Consider the following 1,174-nt stretch of genomic DNA (forward strand, 5'->3'; position numbering starts at 1 on the left):
GGATCAGCACGCCGCCGGGTCTTTTCATGTCAGCGGTTGCCTTTGCCGTGCTTCGGCGAGACGGTCCAGCGCAGGCACGCCGAGGTTCATCAGCAACACGGCAAACGCCACGCCGTCCGGGTAGCTGCCCCAGGTGCGAATCAGGTAGACCAGCGCGCCCACGCCCGCACCGAACATCAGCCGGGCGAGCGGGGCCTTGGCGCCTGACACCGGTTCGGTGACGATGAAAAATGCGCCCAGCATGGTTGCCCCGGTCAACAGATGAAACAGCGGCGAGCCATGGGAGTCCGAGCCCGAGCCGTTCCAGCACAGCAGGCCCAAGATGAACAGGCTGGCAAGCATGCCCACCGGCGCGTGCCAACTGAACACGCGCTGTTGCAACAGGAACAGGCCACCGGCGAGGAAGGCCAGGTTGACCCACTCGACACCGCGCCCACCCCAACGACCGAACGCAGGATTGCTGGCGAACAGTTCGTCGACGGTCAGGCTTGTGTTGATTCGCAGACTGTCGAGCGCGGTGGCGCCGGCCCATCCGTCGGGCGCCTGGGAAATGCCGGCGACTTGTCGCAGACCTGCGAGAAAGTCGATGTCCTGGGGCGCGGGCCACTGGCTCAGATGCTGGGGAAACGCCACCAGCATCAGGGCATACCCGAGCATCGCCGGATTGAACGGATTGCTGCCGAGCCCGCCCCACAAGTGCTTGCCGAACAGCAAGGCGCAGGCAGCGGCCGTGACGGTCAGCCACCATGGACAATACGCCGGCAAGGCCATGGCCAGCAGCGCGGCGCTGACCAGTGCGCTGCCGTCACTCAGGCCTGCCTTGATGAGGCGTCCTCGCAGACGCAACGCCAGCGCCTCGACGGCCAGCGCGGCGAGGGCCGACAACAGCAGGTTCAGCGCCACGCCCCAGCCATAAAACCAGACCATCGCCAGCACGCCGGGCAGCATCGCCAGCAGCACGCGTCGCATCGCTTGTCGCAGCCGCTCGTCCACCGGGTCAGGGCGCGGCATGGGCGTCCACCTGCCGTTGGGCGTCTTCCACCGCTTGCTCCAATGTTTGCAGTTGTTCAGGGGAAGCCGCGGCAACCCGGGCCTTGCCAAGTTCGGCGCGACGCATCGCCAGCTGGATCTTGGCCCGCTTCAGTTCAGCATTCGGCGCCGGCGCCGGCGCCCG

Annotated in this window: 1 protein-coding gene and 1 pseudogene; both read right to left on the bottom strand. The window is 67.0% G+C overall.

Going from position 1 to position 1,174, the window contains the following annotated elements; genetic code table 11:
• Positions 1 to 24: 24 nt before the first annotated feature.
• The gene (locus ACE04F_RS20175) at positions 25 to 1,011 is read right to left on the bottom strand and encodes an RnfABCDGE type electron transport complex subunit D (RefSeq protein WP_486109407.1); all 987 of its coding nucleotides are present in this window, start codon (positions 1,009 to 1,011) and stop codon (positions 25 to 27) included.
• A pseudogene (locus ACE04F_RS20180) lies at positions 998 to 1,174 on the bottom strand ((4Fe-4S)-binding protein); the annotation flags it as partial. The pseudogene ACE04F_RS20180 and the gene ACE04F_RS20175, both read right to left, overlap by 14 nt.

Source organism: Pseudomonas sp. AGC41, from assembly GCF_057334555.1.